General features: G+C 73.1%; 15 protein-coding genes. 4 read left to right on the plus strand and 11 right to left on the minus strand.

Annotation, left to right across the window (positions count from 1 at the left end; genetic code table 11):
- Positions 1 to 90: 90 nt before the first annotated feature.
- From H4W80_RS53400 to H4W80_RS53440, 9 genes are all read right to left on the minus strand, one after another.
- A complete protein-coding gene (locus tag H4W80_RS53400) occupies positions 91 to 1,047 on the minus strand; it encodes an AraC-like ligand-binding domain-containing protein (RefSeq protein ID WP_192792066.1) in 957 nt (318 codons plus the stop codon).
- Between the two features lie 524 nt (positions 1,048 to 1,571).
- Positions 1,572 to 2,501, minus strand: coding sequence for a lipoyl synthase (gene lipA, locus H4W80_RS53405; RefSeq protein WP_192792067.1), 930 nt, complete (start codon positions 2,499 to 2,501; stop codon positions 1,572 to 1,574).
- A 42-nt stretch (positions 2,502 to 2,543) separates the two neighbouring features.
- Positions 2,544 to 3,524 carry a M48 family metallopeptidase gene (locus H4W80_RS53410; protein WP_192792068.1) on the minus strand — a complete coding sequence of 327 codons (981 nt, stop codon included), beginning with the start codon at positions 3,522 to 3,524 and terminating at the stop codon, positions 2,544 to 2,546.
- 22 nt (positions 3,525 to 3,546) lie between these two features.
- On the minus strand, positions 3,547 to 4,239 hold the full coding sequence (gene lipB / locus H4W80_RS53415) for a lipoyl(octanoyl) transferase LipB (RefSeq protein ID WP_192792069.1): 693 nt from the start codon (positions 4,237 to 4,239) through the stop codon (positions 3,547 to 3,549).
- 37 nt (positions 4,240 to 4,276) lie between these two features.
- Positions 4,277 to 5,014, minus strand: a complete 738-nt coding sequence (locus tag H4W80_RS53420; protein ID WP_192792070.1) for a Type 1 glutamine amidotransferase-like domain-containing protein — start codon at positions 5,012 to 5,014, stop codon at positions 4,277 to 4,279.
- Between the two features lie 37 nt (positions 5,015 to 5,051).
- Complete coding sequence (locus H4W80_RS53425; RefSeq protein ID WP_192792071.1) at positions 5,052 to 5,945, minus strand: TIGR01777 family oxidoreductase; 894 nt, start codon at positions 5,943 to 5,945, stop codon at positions 5,052 to 5,054.
- Between the two features lie 137 nt (positions 5,946 to 6,082).
- The gene (gene sucB, locus H4W80_RS53430; RefSeq protein WP_192792072.1) at positions 6,083 to 7,534 is read right to left on the minus strand and encodes a 2-oxoglutarate dehydrogenase, E2 component, dihydrolipoamide succinyltransferase; all 1,452 of its coding nucleotides are present in this window, start codon (positions 7,532 to 7,534) and stop codon (positions 6,083 to 6,085) included.
- Between the two features lie 39 nt (positions 7,535 to 7,573).
- Entirely contained in the window at positions 7,574 to 8,938 is a 1,365-nt protein-coding gene (gene lpdA / locus H4W80_RS53435) for a dihydrolipoyl dehydrogenase (RefSeq protein ID WP_192792073.1), read from the minus strand.
- Between the two features lie 51 nt (positions 8,939 to 8,989).
- Positions 8,990 to 10,459, minus strand: a complete 1,470-nt coding sequence (locus tag H4W80_RS53440) for a leucyl aminopeptidase (protein ID WP_192792074.1) — start codon at positions 10,457 to 10,459, stop codon at positions 8,990 to 8,992.
- 97 nt (positions 10,460 to 10,556) lie between these two features.
- Between H4W80_RS53440 and H4W80_RS53445 the strand changes: the two genes are divergently transcribed.
- Genes H4W80_RS53445 through H4W80_RS53455 form a run of 3 tightly spaced genes read left to right on the plus strand, consistent with a single transcriptional unit; the run spans position 10,557 to position 12,756 of the window.
- Positions 10,557 to 10,904, plus strand: coding sequence for a GntR family transcriptional regulator (locus tag H4W80_RS53445; RefSeq protein ID WP_185072825.1), 348 nt, complete (start codon positions 10,557 to 10,559; stop codon positions 10,902 to 10,904).
- Positions 10,901 to 11,863 (plus strand): DUF1648 domain-containing protein, encoded by a 963-nt coding sequence (locus H4W80_RS53450; RefSeq protein WP_192792075.1) that lies wholly within the window; start codon positions 10,901 to 10,903, stop codon positions 11,861 to 11,863. Before H4W80_RS53445 ends, H4W80_RS53450 begins: the two co-directional genes overlap by 4 nt.
- A complete protein-coding gene (locus tag H4W80_RS53455) occupies positions 11,860 to 12,756 on the plus strand; it encodes a CPBP family intramembrane glutamic endopeptidase (protein WP_192792076.1) in 897 nt (298 codons plus the stop codon). Before H4W80_RS53450 ends, H4W80_RS53455 begins: the two co-directional genes overlap by 4 nt.
- Before the next feature lie 12 nt (positions 12,757 to 12,768).
- On the opposite strand, the gene H4W80_RS53460 is transcribed toward H4W80_RS53455, so the two are convergent.
- Positions 12,769 to 13,506: an adenosylcobinamide-GDP ribazoletransferase gene (locus H4W80_RS53460; protein ID WP_192792077.1), complete on the minus strand. Its 738-nt coding sequence runs from the start codon at positions 13,504 to 13,506 to the stop codon at positions 12,769 to 12,771.
- A gap of 33 nt (positions 13,507 to 13,539) precedes the next feature.
- On the opposite strand from H4W80_RS53460, the gene H4W80_RS53465 reads away from it, so the two are divergent.
- Positions 13,540 to 14,340 carry an ABC transporter ATP-binding protein gene (locus H4W80_RS53465; RefSeq protein ID WP_192792078.1) on the plus strand — a complete coding sequence of 267 codons (801 nt, stop codon included), beginning with the start codon at positions 13,540 to 13,542 and terminating at the stop codon, positions 14,338 to 14,340.
- Between the two features lie 50 nt (positions 14,341 to 14,390).
- On the opposite strand, the gene H4W80_RS53470 is transcribed toward H4W80_RS53465, so the two are convergent.
- On the minus strand, positions 14,391 to 15,527 hold the full coding sequence (locus tag H4W80_RS53470) for a bifunctional adenosylcobinamide kinase/adenosylcobinamide-phosphate guanylyltransferase (RefSeq protein ID WP_192792079.1): 1,137 nt from the start codon (positions 15,525 to 15,527) through the stop codon (positions 14,391 to 14,393).
- Between the last annotated feature and the right edge of the window lie 61 nt (positions 15,528 to 15,588).

The raw sequence follows: 15,588 nt of genomic DNA on the forward strand, positions 1-15,588 counted from the left end.
CTTCCTTCGATGTGCCCTCAGTCTGCCGATCGAAGGGGCCGCCGGTCTTGGATCTGGGCGCCAGGCGGATTGACGTTCAGCGCACGGTGTTCAGGCGCGGGTGTTCAGGCGCCGGTATTCGGCGGGCGGGATCCCGTACGCGCTCTTGAAGAGCCTGCTGAAGTGGGTCGAGTCCGGCAGCCCCCATCGGGCCCCGATCTCGCTCACGGACCGGGTGCCGCCCGCGGCCAGCTCCGCGCGGCACCGCTCCAGCCGCCGCTGCCGGATCCAGGCCGCCACCGTGGTGTGCTCCGCCTCGAACAGCCGGTGCAGGTAGCGCACGGAGATGTGGTGCGCGGCGGCGACGGTGGCCGGGTCGAGGCCGAGGTCGCCCAGCCGCTGTTCGATGAAGGCGTGGATCTCCATCAGCAGCACGCGCTGCCGGGAGTCCTCCGGTAACGCCCGCGTCAGCTCGACGTGTTCGGCGACGGCGGTGCTGACCAGGTCCGTCACGATGCCCGACAGCCTGGCGGCGCTGCCCGGCCGGTACGTCTCGATGTCCTCGGCCACCCGGCGCAGCAGCGGCACGGCCAGCGCGGCGGCGCCGCTCTCGGCGGCGATGGGGACGGCGGCGAGCGCGTCCACGGCGCCGGACGGCAGCGCGAGCAGGTCGCGCGGGAAGCTGAACAGCGCCAGCCGCACCGCCGAGTCGTAGGCCAGCTCGTAGGGCCTGGTGAAGTCGTAGATCGCGAACTCGCCCCGGCTGAGCTGCGCCTCCCGCCCGTCCTGGGACAGCCGCGGGCTGCCCTCCAGGGCCAGCACGACGCGGTACATCTCGGGACTGCCGCTGTCGATCATGCCCGGGGTGCGGTGCACGCTGTGGGGCGTGGACGTACGGATGCGGCCGACGGTGACCGAGCCCAGCCCGCCGGTCACGATCTCGCCCCGCAGCGGGGCGCCGGGGGCGATCCTGCAGTCGAGCGGCCCGAGGGTGTCACACACGATGCTCCGCCAGGCGTCGTGGCGTCGCTTGGCGGGCAGGTCACTCGTGCGGATGAGGACGGCCATGTCCGCTCCCGGGGGTCGGCTGCCTGCCATGCTAACCACGCCTCCCACCACCGTGCCGCGGCACCGGGATGCCGTGGCGTTGGGGTGCTGGGGTGCCGTGATGCCGGGCGCCGTGCTGCGTGCCGCCGGGTCCTGCCACGCGCCGTCGCCGCTGGGCGTCCCACCGCGCCACCGGCCCGCGCCTCACTCGGCGTCGCGCCCCAGGGGCCGCGCTCCTTGGGAGGCGCGGCGTTGTGCTCGGGGCGTGCCTGAGCGGCGGGAGTGCAGCTCAGCGGCAGGAGTGCAGCTCAGCGGCGGGAGCGTAGATCAGCGGGAGTGTGCCAAGCGGCGGTAGCCCGGTCAAGCGGCGGAAGCGTGCAGGAGCGGCCGGAGCGTGCTGAGCGACGCGAGTGCGCGGCCGACCGGCGAAAGCGCCCCCGGCGGCGGAGCTGTGCCCGGGCGGCGCGGGTGGCGGTGTCATGAGCGCGGCCGGGTGTGAAGCAGCCCCGGGACCGGAGGGGTCCCGGGGCCGGAGGTTGGTGAGGTCAGGCCGTCTGGCGAGCCTCGATGGCCTGCTGGTAGAGGCGGCCCGCCCGGTACGACGAGCGCACGAGCGGCCCCGACAGCACACCCGCGAACCCGATGGCCTCGGCCTCGGCCTGCAGCTCCACGAACTCCTCGGGCTTCACCCACCGCTCCACCGGGTGGTGGCGGGGCGTGGGCCGCAGGTATTGGGTGACGGTCAGCAGGTCGGTGCCGGCCGCGTGCAGGTCGCGCATGGCCTCGACGATCTCCTCGCGCGTCTCGCCCATGCCCAGGATCAGGTTGGACTTGGTGACCAGCCCGGCCTCGCGGGCCATCGTGATCACCGCGAGCGAGCGCTCGTAGCGGAACGCGGGACGGATCCGCTTGAAGATCCGCGGCACCGTCTCGACGTTGTGCGCGAACACCTCGGGCCGGCTGGAGAAGACCTCCTCCAGCTGGTCGCGGTTGCCGTTGAAGTCGGGCACCAGCAGCTCGACGCCGCACCCGGGCAGCAGCGCGTGGATCTGGCGGGCCGTCTCGGCGTAGAGCCAGGCGCCGCCGTCGGGCAGGTCGTCGCGGGCCACGCCGGTCACGGTCGCGTACTTCAGGCCCATCTGCTGCACGGACTCGGCCACGCGGCGCGGCTCGTCGCGGTCGTACTCCTTCGGCTTGCCCGTGTCGATCTGGCAGAAGTCGCAGCGGCGCGTGCACTGGTCGCCGCCGATGAGGAAGGTCGCCTCGCGGTCTTCCCAGCACTCGTAGATATTGGGACAGCCCGCCTCTTCACAGACCGTGTGCAGGCCCTCCCGGCGCACGAGCGATTTCAGCTCGGTGTATTCGGGGCCCGTCTTCAGCTTGGTCTTGATCCACGGGGGCTTGCGCTCGATAGGGGTTTCGGCGTTACGCACCTCCAGGCGGAGGAGCTTTCGGCCTTCAGGGGCAACGGTCACGTTCTCACCTTACGTCTTCCGGAAAAGCATCCCGGCCGGGGGTCACGAGATGAGGCCGAAGCCGCGGATCGCGCGCGTGTAGTGGGCGAGCAGCTCGTCGTCGACGCGTTCGGACTCGCGCGTGCCGAGCAGCTCCGAGTGCGGGGGAGCGGTGAGCACCCCGTCGTCGGTGATCCTGGCGCGGGCCAGCGCGCCCTGCCGGATGGCCGCCGCGCTCTCGCCGCGCAGCGCCGCCGCCTGCATGGGCGCCAGGTAGCCGCCGCCGGCCAGGCCGTCGAGCTCGGCGAGGTCCTGTTCGGAGGCGGCCCGCAGAGCGAGCTGCCGCTGCCGGGCCAGGGTACGGCTCTCGCCGGCGTGGGCCAGCCGGGTCAGCGCGTACCGGGCCAGGAGCACGGGCCCGCCGAGCACCCGCCCGACCAGGCGGCCGAACATCCCCGCCACCTCGTACGTGGTCCCCGGATGGTCCACCGCGCCCAGCGAGGAGGCCGCGATCTTGGTCTGCGCCTCCTCCCTGACCCGCAGCGGCTCGGCCCCCACCAGCGCGTCCCGCCACGACTCCAGGGTGAGCAGCGCCCCGCTCACGACGAGCTCGTCGCCGGTCGGCACCCGCGCGTACGCGGTGGCCAGCAGGGCGACCCGCTGCCTGGGCGGCAGCGCCAGCCACAGCGGCAGCCCGATCATCAGGACGGGGGTACGCAGCGGGCCCACGCGGTCGTAGCGCGTGCGCGGGTCCAGGTCCATGACGGCGACCTTGCGCGGCCGCCGGACGCCGACCCGGTCGGCCACGCGCTCCGCGGCGCCGTACAGCTCGGAGGCCGACGAGCGGTCGAGCACTTCGGCGTCGGCGGGCAGGCCGCCCAGGCGCGGCCGCAGCGCCCACGCGATGGCCAGGCTCGCGCCGCCGAACAGCCACGCGAGCAGGGATCCGGGGTGCCCCAGGATCGTCCACGCGCCCAGCGCGACAAAGCCGAGCGTCAGCAGGTGGACGAGAAGGGCGAGTAAGAGAGCGAGGACACGCTTCACACGGCCGATCGTAGGCCGTGGGTCATCTGCGGAGAAGGTCCTCTTCGTGGAGATCGTACGACTCCATGCCGAGGGCCTCCGCCAGCCGCTTCTCCGCGATCGGTATGACCTCCTCCACCACGATGCGGCGGCCGGTCTCCGCCGACAGCGAGGAGACGCCGACGTCGGGGATGCCGCACGGCGCGATGCGGTTGAACCAGCGGGGGTCGTTGGCGCAGTTGAGGGCGAAGCCGTGCATCGTGACGCCGCGCGCGACGCGCAGCCCGACCGCGCCGAGCTGGCGGTCGGGCAGGCCCAGGGCGGGATCGCCGACCGCCCAGACGCCCCCGCGCCCCCGCACCTGTCTCGCCGTGACGCCGAAGTCGGCGCAGATCTGGATCATGGCCTCCGCGAGGCGGCAAGTGTAGGCGGTGACGTCGGTGACGCCGACGATCGGATAGACCACCAGCTGCCCGGGCCCGTGCCAGGTCAGCCGGCCGCCCCGGTCGACGTCGACGACCGGGGTGCCGTCGGCCGGACGCTCGTGCGGGGCGGTGCGCTTGCCCGCGGTGTAGACCGGCGCGTGCTCGAGGAACAGGACGGTGTCGCTCAGCTCTCCGGCGACCCGCTTGCCGTGCACCCAGCGCTGCAGCGACCAGGCCTGCTCGTAGGGGACGTCGACGCCGAGGCGGACGATGGCGAGTGCGTGGGGATCGTCCCCGTGGATGGGGCGCATGAGCCTATTGTGCCGGTCCCGCCCCCGCGAAGGGTAATCAGGGGGTAAGGAGTCGCGGCTCGATCCTGAACTCCTTGACCCCGCCGGCCCCGTCGCCCTCCACCCGGTACGCGTAGCCGCCCGGCTCGACGGTCACCGCCTGGATGAACTCGGTGCCGACGTAGTGGAGCCCCACGCCCTCGTCGGCGGCGTATCCGGACGGCAGCTCGCCACTGGCCACCGACTCCTGCAGCAGCGGCCGGCGCTGCGGGTCGGAGTCGTAGTGGACGCCGCACGAGTAGGGCAGCAGCGCCATGCCCTCGGCCCACACGCGCAGGTCGGGCCCGAAGGAGTCGGTGTTGCCGCCGACGTGCCAGCACAACGCGCCCGCGCTCTGGCCGGAAAGCACCACCCCGGCCCGCCACGCCTCCTCGAACGCCTCGTCAAGGCCGTGCAACCGCCACAGGGCCATCAGGTTGGCCACACTGCCGCCACTGACGTAGATCATGTCCTGTTCGAGCATCCACGCCCGGGGATCCTCGACATTGGGCATCGGGAACACGGTGAGATGGCTCAACTCGACGTCCCACCCGGCGAACGCGCCGTACATCTTCAGGATCCAGTCGTCCGAGTCGCCCACCGCGGTGGCGACCAGGCCCAGCTTCGGCCGGTCCTGCCCGGTCAGGTCGAGGCCGTAGCGCAGCAGCGCGCTGGCCTCGACGAAGCTGTAGCGCCTGCTCGGGCGGAAGGATCCACCACCGATGGCGAGGATGTGTGACTGTCCTGACCGGCTCATGTCAAGATTCTCCCACCTGTTGAAGACGGACGGCTCACTACAGTACGGCGCTCAGCGCCTCGTCGAGGCGGGTATGGGCGAACACATAGCCGCTGTCGAGCAGCTTCCTCGGCTCGACGCGGTGGCCGGGCAGCAGCGCCTCGCGGGCGAACTCGCCGAGCCCCGCCGACAGCGCGAAGCCGGGCACCGGGATCGGCACCGTGCCCCTGCGCAGGGCTTTTCCGAGGGTACGGGTGAATTCGGCGTTGGTCACGGGCGAGGGCGAGGTGAAGTTGACTGGCCCTGTAATGTCACGATTTTTCAAGACATGCACCGCGGCCCCGACCCAGTCGTCCACGGTGATCCACGACCAGTACTGCTTCCCCGACCCGAGCGGCGCCCCCAGCCCGATCCTGAAGATCGGCAACATCCGCCCGAGCGCCCCGCCCTTCTCGCTGAGCACCAGCCCGGTGCGCAGCTGTACGGTCCTGACCCCGGCCTCGCCGGCCCGCCTGGCCTCGCCCTCCCAGCGCCCGCACAGATCCGCCAGGAAGCCGCTGCCCTTCCCCTGGCTCTCGTCGATCACCCGGTCGCCGGTGTCGCCGTAGAAGTCGACCCCGGAGGCGGACAGGAGCACCTCGGGCCTGCCGGACAGCGCGCCGATCGCCTCCACGAGCACCCGCGTGCCCTGGACGCGGCTGGCGACGATCTCCCGCTTGTACGCCGGGGTCCACCGCCGCTCGCCCACGGACGCGCCCGCCAGGTGCACGACCGCCTGCGCCCCTTCGAGCGCGGCCTGGTCGATCTCCTGCTCGGCCGGGTCCCAGAAGGCCTCGTCGGCCGCGCGCGGGCGGCGCCGTACGAGCCGGACGACCTCCCAGCCCTCGGCCCGCAACGCCGGCACCAGCGCCGACCCGAGCAACCCCGACGCCCCCGTCACGATGATCGCCATAGCCCCACAGTACGCCCGCCCCCTGTCACGGACGCGCCAGCCGCGCCAGGCTCCGGGCAGACGAACGGCCGGGCGGCCCCCGAAGGGAACCGCCCGGCCGTGACGCCCTGAATCAGGCCCTGGAATCAGGCCCTGGATCAGGCGAGGCCGAGCTGGGCCTCGAAGCGGCCCTCCTCGAGACGGCGCTTGACCGTCGTGAGGAAGCGGGCCGCGTCCGCGCCGTCCACCAGACGGTGGTCGTACGTCAGCGCCAGGTAGACCATCGACCGGACCGCGATGACCTCGCCCTCAGGCGTGTCGATCACGACGGGCCGCTTGACGACGGCGCCGGTGCCCAGCATGCCGACCTGCGGCTGGTTGAGGATCGGCGTGTCGAACAGCGCCCCACGGCTGCCGGTGTTGGTCAGCGTGAAGGTGCCGCCGGTGATCTCGTCCGGGGTCACCTTGTTGGCGCGCGTGCGCTCGGCCAGGTCGGCCGTCTTGCGGGCCAGCCCGGCGAGGTTGAGGTCGCCGGCGTTCTTGATGACCGCCGCGATCAGGCCGCGCTCGGTGTCGACCGCGATGCCCAGGTGCTCGACGTCGAAGTACGTGACCTCCATGGTCTCGTTGTTGATCGTCGCGTTGAGCTTCGGGTGCTGCTTGAGCGCCTCGATGGCGGCCAGCTCGAAGAACGGCATGAACGACAGCTTCACGCCCTCGCGGCGCAGGAAGTCGGCCTTCGCCTGCTCGCGCAGCCGCGCGATCTTGGTGACGTCGACCTCGACCACGGTGGTGAGCTGAGCCGCCGTCTGCAGCGACTCGACCAGCTTCTTCGACATCGTCTGGCGCAGCCGCGTCATCTTCTCCGTGCGGCCGCGCAGCGTGGTGTCGACCTCCACGGGCTCGGGACCCGCGGTGACCGGCGCCTGCGGGGCGGGAGCGGCGGCGGGCGCCGGCTGGGCGGCGGCCGGAGCCGGAGCCGCGGCGGGGGCGGCCTGAGCGGCGGCGGCCTTGTCGCGCTGGGCCTTGGCGGCCTCGAGCACGTCCTGCTTGCGGATGCGGCCACCGACGCCGGTGCCGTTGACCGAGTCGAGGTCGACCCCGTGCTCGTTGGCCAGCTTGCGCACCAGCGGCGTCACGTACGGGCTCTCACCCGAGGGCAGCGGCGCGGGCTCCGCGGGGGCGGCCTGCGGGGCCGGAGCGGGGGCCGCGACCGGGGCGGGCGCCGGAGCGGGGGCGGGGGCCGGAGCGGGCTGCGGGGGAGCCGGCTGCGGGATCGACGAGACCGGCGCCGCCGGGGCGGGCTCGGGCTCGGGCTGCGGAGCCGGCGCGGGTGCCGCCTCGGGCGCAGGGGCGGCGGCCGCCGCCTGGCCCTTCTCGTCGATGACGGCGAGCTCGGCCCCGACCTCGACCGTCTCGTCCTCAGCCACGACGATCTTGGTGAGGACACCCGCGGCCGGCGACGGGATCTCGGTGTCGACCTTGTCGGTCGACACTTCGAGGAGCGGCTCGTCGGCCTCGACGCGCTCGCCCTCCTTCTTCAGCCAACGGGTTACGGTGCCCTCGGTCACGCTCTCGCCGAGCTGGGGCATTTGTACGGAGACCGGCATCGTTATTCTTCTCTCGCGTTCTGATCTCGAGGGCTTGGACTAGTTGTGTACGTGCAGCGGCTTGCCGGCCAGGGCCAGCATCGCCTCACCCATGGCCTCGGACTGGGTCGGGTGTGCGTGGATGAGCTGGGCGACCTCTGCGGGCAGCGCCTCCCAGTTGTAGATCAGCTGCCCCTCCGTGACGAGCTCGCCGATGCGCCGGCCCACCATGTGGACACCGACGACCGGGCCGTCCTTCTGGGCGATGACCTTCACGGCGCCCGAAGTGCCGAGGATCTGGCTCTTGGGGTTTCCCGCGAGGTCGTAGACCTGCTCGACGATCTCGATGCCGCGCTCGGCCGCCTGCGCCGACGTGATCCCCACCGAGGCCACCTCGGGGTCGGAGTAGGTGATGCGCGGCACGCCCGCGTAGTCGATGGGCGGCGGGTTGAGGCCGGCGATGTGCTCGGCCACCATGATCCCCTCCGCGAACCCCGCGTGCGCGAGCTGCAGCGTCGGGATGAGGTCGCCGATGGCGTAGACGCCGGGCACGGAGGTCTGGCAGTGCTCGTCGACCACGACCGCGCCGCGCTCGATGGCGATGCCCTGCTCCTCGAAGCCCATGCCGGCCGACACCGCGCCCCGGCCGACCGCGACGAGCAGCAGCTCGGCGTCGAGGGTCTTGCCGTTGGCCAGGGTGACGACCACGCCCGTCTCGGTGGTCTTGGCGCTGTCGAAGAAGACGCCCAGCTCGTACTTGATGCCGCGGCGGCGGAAGGCCCGCTCCAGCAGCTTGGAGCTGGACTCCTCCTCGGTCGGCAGCAGGTGCGGCAGCGCCTCGACGATCGTGACCTCGGCCCCGAACGAGCGGTAGACGCTCGCCAGCTCGACGCCGATCACGCCGCCGCCCAGCACGATGACGGACGAGGGCACGCGGTCCATCTTGAGGGTGTGCTCGCTGGTGATGACGCGCTCGCCGTCGATCTCCAGGCCCGGCAGCGACTTGGGCGCCGAGCCGGTGGCCAGGACGAGGTTGCGGCCCTCGACGACCTCCGGGCCCACCTGGATCCGGTTGGGGCCGACCAGGCGGCCCTCGCCCTCGACGATCGTCACGCCCGCGCCCTTCAGCAGGCCCTGCACGCCCTTCCAGGCCCGCGTCACGATCTTGTCCTTGAACGCGTGCACGCCCTGCACGTCGATGCCGTCGAAGCGCGCCTTGACGCCGTAGGACTCGCTCTCGCGGGTCTCGTCGGCGACCTCGGCGGAGTGCAGCAGGGCCTTCGTGGGGATGCATCCCCTGTGGAGGCAGGTGCCGCCGATCTTGTCCTTTTCGATCAGCGCGACCGACTTGCCCAGCTCAGCCGCCCGAAGCGCGCAGGCGTAACCGCCGCTGCCGCCACCTAGGACGACGATGTCATAGGCCACAGGAAGGCTCCTTGTCGGGGTGTTCGTGATGCCGTCATCTTTTCATTTGTTTCAGATGCTCGCGTGCCGCTCTGCGAGTCCGATGAGGGTCCGGGTGATGGCACCCGTGCCGCCCTTCGGGGTGTAACCGTACGGCTCGCCCTTGTTGAAGGCGGGCCCGGCCATGTCGATGTGGGCCCAGCGCACGCCGTCGGGCACGAATTCCTTCAGGAAGATGCCCGCCGCCAGCATGCTGCCCCATCGCTCCGGCTGGAGGTTGGCGATGTCGGCGATCGGCGAGTCGAGGCCCTTGCGCAGCTCCTCCGGGAGCGGCATGCCCCACGCGCCCTCGCCCGCCGCCTTCGCGGCCTCGACGACCAGCTCCCTGGCGGCGTCGTCGTTGGCCATGACGCCGGCCGTGCGCCAGCCGAGCGCGACGATCTGCGCGCCGGTGAGCGTGGCCACGTCGACGATCAGGTCGGGCTCGTCCTGCGCGGCCCTGGCGATGCCGTCCATGAGCACCAGGCGGCCCTCGGCGTCGGTGTCGAGCACCTCGACGGTCTTGCCGCTGTAGCTGTGGATGACGTCGGAGGGACGCTGGGCGGTGCCGCTCGGCAGGTTCTCGGCCAGGCAGAGGTAGCCGACGGCGTTGACCGGCAGGCCGAGCCGGGCGATGCCGATCATGGCGCCGAGCACCGCGCCCGCGCCGCCCATGTCGGACTTCATCCAGTCCATCGAGGCCGACGGCTTGAGCGACAGGCCGCCGGAGTCGAACGTGATGCCCTTGCCCACGAACGCCAGCCGCTTGCCGGCCTCGGGGTGGGTGTAGGAGAGGCGGACCAGGCGCGGCGGGTTGGCCGAGCCCTGGCCGACGCCGATGAGGCCGCCGTAGCCGCCGTCCTTGAGCTGCTTGTCGTCGAGCACCTCGACGCTCAGCCCCGCCTTGTTGCCCTCCTGCTCGGCGATCTCGGCGAACTTGGCCGGCCACAGGTCGGACGGAGGCGTGTTGACCAGGTCGCGGACCAGGGCGACCGAGTCGGCCAGCACGCCCGCGCGATCGGCGACGCCGTCGGGCTGCGCCGAGACCACGGTGAGCTCGGAGACCGGGGCCTTCTGCTCGCCGTTGGTGCGGTAACGGGCGAAGGCGTACGCGCCGAGCAGGCCGCCGAGCGCGACGGCCTCGGCCTCCTCGGGCGTGCCGGTGGGCAGGGCGAGCGCGGCCCTGGAGGTGCCGGCGAGCGACCGTACGGCGGCGCCGGCCGCGCGGCGCAGACCCTCGGCGTCGGGCGAGTCGCCCAGCCCCACCGCGACCAGCAGCGGGGCGGCGATGGCGCCGAACGTGGGAAGCTTGGCCACCTCGCCGGCCTTGCCGGTGAAGGCGACGGCGCGGAGGGAGTCGGCGAGCTTGCCGCCGAAGGCGGCCTCGAGCGACTCGGCGCCCGTGGCGGCGCGGGGGCCGTCCTGTCCTGACCTGAAGCCGACGATCAACGCGTCGGTGTCGATGGAGACTGGATCTGCTGAGTTCAGCCGCACAGTGGTCACGTAAACCGATGCTATCCAGGTCTTCTGCGTACTCACAAACAGGGGTTCATCCTACCAATCGCGATTCATGTGGAATGGTGCTAGTGTCATTAGCATCATGCTGCTGACGCTCGATCTCAACGACGCCCGGCCCCTGCACGAGCAGGTGGCGGGCGCGATCCGCCGCGCCATCGGAGAGGGCTCCTACCGGCCCGGCGACCGGCTGCCGCCGGCCCGCGACCTGGCCCAGGTGCTCGGCATCAACCCCAACACCGTGCTGCGCGCGCTGCGCGACCTGCGGGACGAGGGGCTGCTGGAGTTCAGGCGGGGCCGGGGGGTCAGCGTCGCGGGGCGCGCCGACGGTCGCGCCCTGCTCGCGCAGCGGGCGCGCGAGCTGCTGGACGAGGCCCGCAAGTACGGCTACGGCCGCGACGACCTCATCGCCATCCTGGAGGACCTGCCGTGAATCCCCGAATCACCGCCGTCATATGGGGGCTGTTCGTCATCTGCGCGCAGATCGCGCTGCCGCTGGCGCTGCGCGACCGGTTGCCCGACCCGCTGGCCACGCGCTGGGAGCTGGGCGGCCTGGCCTCCCGCTCGATGTCCTTGACCACGTACATCGTCGTCATGTTCCTGGTGTGGGCGGTGCTCTGGCTGGTCGCGCTGGCCGCGGCCGAGCGGGCCACGGCCCGCAGGCAGAGCCGGACCGTGTGGTGGGGCGGGCTGTTCGGCCTGGGCGCGCTCGCGCTCGGCGTCAACGTCACGACCGTGCTCGCCAACCTCGACGCGCCCGACTGGGCCGCGGCCCGGCTGCCGGGCTGGCAGGTCCTCGCGGTCATCGCGGCCGGGACCGGCCTCGCCGTGCTGGCGGGATATCTGCGCAGGGGCGCGCCCGACGCGGATTTCGCCCGCCGGATCCCGCCCCTGCTGCGGCTCGGGGCCGGCCGGCGCACCGTGTGGGTCGGCCACGTCGCCAACCGGTGGCTGGCGCTGCTCCCGTTCGCCGCGCTGGCCGCGGCCCTGGTGCTGGGTCTGCTCTATGTCACCGGTCTGGTGTCCGGCGTGACGGCGACGTCGGTCCTGCCCGGGCTCGTCCTCGTGCTGGCGGCCGGGGTGCTGACCTCTTCCGTGTCCGTGCAGGTCGGCGACGGCCGGATGGCCGTCCAGTTCGGCCCGCTCGGCTGGCCGGCGCGCAGGATCCCCCTGTCGCAGATCGAGTCGGCCTGGTCGGAGACGCGCCATCCGGCCGAGGTCGGGGGCTGGGGCATCCGCGGGCTGCCCGGCAGTTCGACCATCATGCTGCGTGGCGGCGAGTGCCTGGTCATCCGCTACCGCTCCGGCGGCCGGCTGGCGATCAGCATCGACGACGCCGAACGCGGCGCATCCCTCATCAACGCCCTCATCGCGGAGCGAGTGGAGCAATGAAACGACCTCTCCCCATCTTCATCGTCCTGGCCTTCGGGCTGTCGTGGGCGGCGGCGCTGCCCCTCTGGTTCGCCGGCGGGATCGGCTCGCCGCTGCTGCGGCCGCTGGCCACGCTGATGATGTTCACCCCGTCGGTGGCGGTGCTCGGCGTGTGGGCGGCCACGCGCACGCCGTTCCGCGAGTGGGCCAGGCAGACCGGGCTCACGCTGGGCGAGCGCAAGGGGCGCACCGGCGTCCTCATCCTGACCGCCTGGCTCGGGGTGCCGCTGCTGCTGTTCCTGGCGGCGGTCCTCAGCGCCGCCGTCGGGCTGTTCCCGCTCGACCTCGACCAGTTCAGCCTGTTCAGGGCGGTGCTGCGGGCCCAGGGCGTGGGCGTGCCCGAGAGCCTCACCGCGGCGATCGTGCTGCAGATCGGGATCGCCGTGGTCGCCGGGCCCGTGCTGAACGCGATCCCCGCGCTGGGGGAGGAGTGGGGCTGGCGCGGCTGGCTGCTGCCCCGGCTCGTCTCCACCAACGGCATGCTCCTCGGGCTGGTCTACACCGGCGTCATCTGGGGCCTCTGGCACGCCCCCCTCACCCTCCTGGGCTACAACTACCCGCGGCTCAGCTCCTGGGCGGCGCTGTTCTTCGTGGGGTTCTGCGTCCTGTTCGGGGTGCTGATCGGGTGGCTGCGGCTGCGCACGGGCAGCGTGTGGCCGGCCGTCGTGGCCCACGGCTCGCTGAACGCCGTCGCCCAGTCCGTCATGCTGCTCGGCGACGCCGCCGCGCCGCCCAACGAGGTGCTGGCCGGCCTGACCGGCCTGGTGGGGTGGTTCCTCATGGCGCTCGTCGGCGCGGCCCTGCTCCGCTTCTATCCGGTACGCGTGCCGGAGCCGGTCGCCTCACCCTCCTGATCCCGGGGGCGCTCAGCCGAGGATCGCGCACACCGCCAACGTGGTGGCCGTGGCCGCCTCGACCAGCGCCCCCAGAACGTCACCGGTGATCCCGCCGAGGCGCCGCCGCGCGTGCCCGAGCAGCAGCAGGGCGGCGCCGAGCCCGGTGACCAGGCCGAGCGGCAACACGGTCTCCCCGGCGAGGCCCAGGGAGACGGCGGCGGTGCCGAGGAGGGCGGCCAGGGTGACCAGCAAAGAGGCGGGGCGGCGTACCGTGCCGGCGACCATCGCGCCGAGCCCGTCGGGCCGGGCGGCGGGCACGCCCGCCCGGCAGGCCCAGGTCAGCGCCAGCCGCCCGGCCACGCAGGCCGTCACCAGCGCCGTGTACCCGGCCCCGGCCGCCGCGGCGACCTGAACGACCAGCGTCAGCACCAGCGTCATCACGCCGAACGGCCCGATGTCCGACTTTTTCATGATGTCGAGCGCCTGAGCGGCCGGTTTGCCGCTGCCCAGCCCGTCCGCCAGGTCGGCGAGCCCGTCCAGGTGCAGCCCCCGGCTCAGCACGGCCAGCAGCCCGACCGCCAGCGCCGCCCCCAGCAGCGGCGGCCCGGGCAGGAGCAAGGGCAGCCCGGCGACCAGGCCGAGCGCGAGGCCGACCACCGGGGCCAGCGTCATCGCCCGCCCCGCGACCTCCCGGTCCACGCGTTCGACCCGCACCGGGAAGACGCTGAGAGTGCCGATCGCGAACGACAGGCCATGCGGAAGGCGCATATCGGACGATCGTAGGCCCACTAGTGTGGCGGGATGCACGTGGTTGAACTCGAAGGCGTAGGTGTCCGAGTTGTCGGCAAGGCGCTGCTGGACAGCGTCGATTGGCAGGTGGACTACGGCGACCACTGGGTGATCCTCGGGCCCAACGGCGCGGGCAAGACGACGCTGCTCTCCCTGGCGGGCGCCGTCCGGCATCCCACCGAGGGCGCGGTCAAGGTGCTCGGCCACAAGCTCGGCCGGGTGGACGTGCGGGAGCTGCGCCGCCACATCGGCCTGGTCGCGGCCAGCCAGCGGCTGATCGACGAGGAGCTGATGGAGCAGGAGGGCGCGACCGCGCACACCGTGGTGCTCACCGGGCACACGGGGACGAGCGTTCCCCTGTGGGACAAGTACGGCGAGGCCGAGCGTGACCGGGCCCACCGGCTGCTGGCCGATCTGGGCTGCAAGGACCTGGCGGACCGGCCGTTCCGGGTGTGCTCGCAGGGGGAGCGGGCCAGGATCAGGGTGGCCAGGGCGCTCATGGCGGACCCGGCGGTGCTGCTGCTCGACGAGCCGTTCGCGGGCCTCGACCTGCCGGCCAGGGAGGACCTCATCGCCGCCGTCGAGGACCTGGCCACGACCCGGCCCGTCCTGACCACGGTGACGGTGACGCACCACCTGGAGGAGGTGCCGGCGACGACCTCCCACGCGATGCTCATGCGCGACGCCAGGGTGCTGGCCGCGGGGCCGGTGGAGGAGGTGCTCACCCCGGACAACCTCTCGGAGTGCTTCGGCCGCCCCCTCCACGTTGACCGGCTCGACGGCCGCTGGTACGCCCGCGCCGTCCGCCCGTAGCGGTCACAGTTCCAGCAGGCGCCCCGCCACCACCAGGGCCACGTACTCGGTCACAGTTCCAGCAGGCGCCCCGCCACCACCAGGGCCACGTACTCGGACTCGGCGGCGAGGCGTTCGTTGAGGCGGCCCAGCGCGTCCCGGAAGGCCCGCCCGCTGGACGTGGCGGGCACCACCCCCATCCCCACCTCGTCGGAGACCGCCACGAGGCGCACGGGCGTCCGCCGCCAGGCGGCCACGAGCTCGTCGCAGCGTTCGCGGACGGGCGCGCGGTCGCCCTCCCAGGCCCCGTGCTCGTCGAACACCGCCGTCAGCCACGTCCCGAGCCCGTCGATCAGCAGCGGCGCGGTGGCCTGCCCGATGGCCGAGACGAGGTCGGCGGTCTCGACGGTGGCCCAGTGCGCGGGCCGCCGCTCCCGGTGTGCCCGCACGCGGGCCGCCCACTCGCCGTCCCCCGCGCCGCTCGGGCCGGTGGCCACGTAGGTGACGTACGGCTCGGCCGCCAGCCGCAGCTCGGCCTCGGCCGACTTCCCGGACCGCGACCCGCCCAGCAGCAACGCCCGCCACGGCGCCGTGCCGGGGCCGCCCGGACGCGCGCAACCGCCGCCGGGCCACGTCCCGGGCGCCCGGCCCGTCTCCAGCACCGTCCCGTCGGAAACGGCCTGCGTTCCGGGCGTGCGGCCGGTCTCCAGCACGGTCCCGTCGGGAACGGGCCGCGTTCCGGGCGTGCGGCCGGTCTCCAGCACCGTCCCGTCGGGGACGGCACGGGCGCCCCACAACCGCAGGCGCCTGGCCAGCTCCTCCTCCGAGCGGACCCGGTGGTCCAGCCCGACGGCCACCACCGCGGTCCGGTCGTCCGCCAGCCCCGCCCGCCGCAGCTCCCCGAGCCTTTCGGGCCGGTCGAGCAGGTCGATCAGCACCACGTCGTACCTGGCGGGCCCGTCCACCGGCACCGGCCGCCCCAGCGGCAGGCAGAGCAGCCCGGATCCGTCGGGACCCACCAGCCCCAGCCCGCCCGCGCAGGCCCGGTAGCCGCTCGGCGGATCGTCGAAGGGGAAGCGGGCCACGCCGTCCACGACCAGCTCGAACGGGCGCCGGTGGCCGGGCGGGAGCCCGGCGCACGAGGCGCACCGGCAGCCGGGCTCCGGCCATCCCGCGCCGCCCGCCGTGCCGGAGACAAGGATTTTCACCGCGCCGAGCGTAGCGCTCGCCGGTTCCGGCGCCGAGGCGGTGGGTGGCCCGGCAGTCCCG

The sequence above is a fragment of the Nonomuraea angiospora genome (assembly GCF_014873145.1).
Taxonomy (GTDB): domain Bacteria; phylum Actinomycetota; class Actinomycetes; order Streptosporangiales; family Streptosporangiaceae; genus Nonomuraea; species Nonomuraea angiospora.

What these genes read in the sequence shown, in the direction of transcription:
- H4W80_RS53400 (WP_192792066.1), bottom strand. Translation starts at nt 1,047, where the DNA reads ATGGCCGTCCTCATCCGCACGAGTGACCTGCCCGCCAAGCGACGCCAC.
- H4W80_RS53425 (WP_192792071.1), bottom strand. Translation starts at nt 5,945, where the DNA reads ATGGCGATCATCGTGACGGGGGCGTCGGGGTTGCTCGGGTCGGCGCTG.
- H4W80_RS53445 (WP_185072825.1), top strand. Translation starts at nt 10,557, where the DNA reads ATGCTGCTGACGCTCGATCTCAACGACGCCCGGCCCCTGCACGAGCAG.
- H4W80_RS53420 (WP_192792070.1), bottom strand. Translation starts at nt 5,014, where the DNA reads ATGAGCCGGTCAGGACAGTCACACATCCTCGCCATCGGTGGTGGATCC.
- H4W80_RS53455 (WP_192792076.1), top strand. Translation starts at nt 11,860, where the DNA reads ATGAAACGACCTCTCCCCATCTTCATCGTCCTGGCCTTCGGGCTGTCG.
- H4W80_RS53465 (WP_192792078.1), top strand. Translation starts at nt 13,540, where the DNA reads ATGCACGTGGTTGAACTCGAAGGCGTAGGTGTCCGAGTTGTCGGCAAG.
- H4W80_RS53460 (WP_192792077.1), bottom strand. Translation starts at nt 13,506, where the DNA reads ATGCGCCTTCCGCATGGCCTGTCGTTCGCGATCGGCACTCTCAGCGTC.
- lipB (WP_192792069.1), bottom strand. Translation starts at nt 4,239, where the DNA reads ATGCGCCCCATCCACGGGGACGATCCCCACGCACTCGCCATCGTCCGC.
- sucB (WP_192792072.1), bottom strand. Translation starts at nt 7,534, where the DNA reads ATGCCGGTCTCCGTACAAATGCCCCAGCTCGGCGAGAGCGTGACCGAG.